Below are 1,832 nucleotides of genomic sequence, written 5' to 3' on the forward strand. Positions count from 1 at the left end.
CGCCGGCTCGACATCTGCGAGGCCCGCCTCACGCGCCTCGCCGCACCGCCCGGCTCCTGACGAAAACAGTGGGGACGTAAACGGTGGATCACCCCACACCGGGGGCACCACGATGATGAGCTGTACGGGTGCGAGAGAATGGCGGCATGGAGATGCCGAGGAACGAAAGGTCGCCCGAGAACCCCCAGATCCTGGTCGTGGGCCAGGACGGGATGGCGCTCACCGGCGGCAACGGAGACGAGGACTCCCGCGAGATCCCGGTGACGGAGCAGGTCGAGCAGCCGGCGAAGGTCATGCGGATCGGAAGCATGATCAAGCAGCTGCTGGAGGAGGTGCGTGCGGCTCCTCTCGACGAGGCCAGCCGCGTCCGGCTCAAGGAGATCCACGCCAGCTCCGTGAAGGAGCTGGAGGACGGCCTGGCCCCGGAGCTCGTCGAGGAGCTGGAGCGGCTCTCCCTGCCGTTCACGCACGAGGCGACCCCGTCCGACGCGGAACTGCGCATTGCGCAGGCCCAGTTGGTGGGCTGGCTGGAGGGCCTTTTCCACGGCATCCAGACCACGCTCTTCGCCCAGCAGATGGCCGCGCGCGCCCAGCTGGAGCAGATGCGCCGGGCCCTCCCGCCGGGAGTCGGCGGCCACGAGGACGGTGAACAGCACCCGGGCGGCCGCGCGGGCGGACCGTACCTGTAAACACCGCCCCAGATCAGCGAAGGGCCCGGCAGCCAGATGCTGCCGGGCCCTTTCAATGCGCTGGGATCACTCCGGATTGCCCGTCGAGACCTGGAACTCCATCTCCGGGGGGTCGTCCGGGTCGAAGTCCTTCCCCGCCGTGGGCGACTGCCGCATGACGGTGCCGTCACCGAAGGTGTTCTCGTCGACGTCGACCTTCTTGTAGTCCCACCCCGCGGCCTTGAGGCACGCCTCGACCGACGACCAGTGCTTGAACGCAAAGCTCGGCATCGTCACCTTGTCGGGGTCGAGGTACGACTCGCCCGGCTCGGTGCAATCGCTCGTCTCGACCGTGTTCTCGGTGTCCCCCGCCCGGTATCCCGCTTCCTTCGTCGTCGACGTCGTCGGGGTCTCACCGCCGCCTCCTCCGTCGTCCTCGGAGCCGCCGCCGTTCAGCGACAGCGCCACGATCAGGCCGACCACCGCGACGACGGACACCACGATCGAGCCGATGATCACCGACCGGTTGTTCTTGCCGCCGCTCGAAGTGGGCCGAGTCTGGGGCGACATGGTGTACGGCGGCGGTGTCGCGTGGCCCGGCTGCGGGGAGTACGCCGCCGGCGGGGGCGTCTGGAAACCGGGCTGCTGCTGCGGGTAGCCGTAGGCCGGGGAGGGCGGCGGGGTGCCGTACGGGTTCGGCGCCGGGGTCGGCTGGTACGGCATCTGGACCGGGCCCCCGGGCGGCGGCGTCTGGCCGACCGGCGGGAACACCGAGGCGCCGACGCCTTGGCCGCTCTGCGTGTTCGCGCCCGGCACGATGCTCGGCGGGGCCGCCTGGAAGGACGCGGCCACGCGCAGGCACTCGTCGCGCATGGCCTCGGCGCTCGGGAAGCGCTCGTTCGGGTTCTTCTTCAGGGCGCGGGCGACCAGCGCGTCCACGGCCGGCGGCAGCGCGCGGTTGATCGAGGACGGAGCGACCGGCTCCTCCTGCACATGCGCGTACGCGATCGCCAGCGGGGAGTCCGCGTCGAACGGCAGCCGCCCGGTGACGAGTTGGAACAGCATGATGCCGACCGAGTACAGGTCGGAGCGGGCGTCCACGGCCCGGCCCAGCGCCTGTTCCGGCGAGAGGTACTGCGGGGTGCCGACCACCATGCCGGTCTG

2 protein-coding genes are annotated in these 1,832 nt (G+C 70.7%); one reads left to right on the forward strand and one right to left on the reverse strand.

The window, feature by feature from the left end:
- The first annotated feature begins 146 nt into the window (after nucleotides 1-146).
- A complete protein-coding gene (locus EAO75_RS42845) occupies nucleotides 147-689 on the forward strand; it encodes a bacterial proteasome activator family protein (protein ID WP_148000393.1) in 543 nt (180 codons plus the stop codon).
- Between the two features lie 66 nt (nucleotides 690-755).
- On the opposite strand, the gene EAO75_RS47970 is transcribed toward EAO75_RS42845, so the two are convergent.
- The coding region (locus EAO75_RS47970; protein WP_261989642.1) for a Stk1 family PASTA domain-containing Ser/Thr kinase at nucleotides 756-1,832 on the reverse strand (1,077 nt) is incomplete at its 5' end.

Origin of the sequence: Streptomyces sp. UW30 (assembly GCF_008042075.1) — a bacterium.
GTDB lineage: Bacteria > Actinomycetota > Actinomycetes > Streptomycetales > Streptomycetaceae > Streptomyces.

Coding starts and splice junctions, on each gene's coding strand:
- EAO75_RS42845 (WP_148000393.1), top strand. CDS start 147: ATGGAGATGCCGAGGAACGAAAGGTCGCCCGAGAACCCCCAGATCCTG.